The 414-nt window shown below is 35.3% G+C and carries 1 protein-coding gene; it reads right to left on the bottom strand.

Annotated elements, in window-relative coordinates; translation table 11 throughout:
- A partial coding sequence (locus tag A7981_RS12195) for a hypothetical protein (protein WP_217234087.1) occupies nucleotides 1-209 on the bottom strand: 209 nt, incomplete at its 3' end.
- Between the last annotated feature and the right edge of the window lie 205 nt (nucleotides 210-414).

A 414-nucleotide genomic window follows, 5' to 3' on the forward strand; every position in this document is an offset into this window, starting at 1 on the left:
GTTCTAACAGGCCCTTTTCCAATAGTGTTTTTACCTTCGCCAGAAATGATGGTACTATAACCCACCTCAACACCTTTTACATCTGTTATAGCATTAAATTTCCCCGTGGTTCCGTTAAATGGAATTCCAATATCCCTTGCTCTTTGTTGCTGTCCAAAGGTGGATGATTGAACCAATAAGAGTAAGCATAGTAATTTTAAATATTTCATTGATATCAAATTTTTTGAATGGTTTGGTAATATAGCAGCAGACGTTTGAGTATTTATGAAAGTATGGAATTCATTGAGTGTCCGGCACGGAACAAATATTCATTTGAAAAGTTGAAGTTAAGAATTGAAGCCAAATATTAAATGTAGAGCCCAAATTGCATACAACCAAATGTTGGCGGTTCGTTGCTATTCTTGCGATTTACAT

The organism is Methylovorus sp. MM2 (assembly GCF_001648895.1).
In the GTDB taxonomy this organism is placed as follows: Bacteria; Pseudomonadota; Gammaproteobacteria; order Burkholderiales; family Methylophilaceae; genus MM1.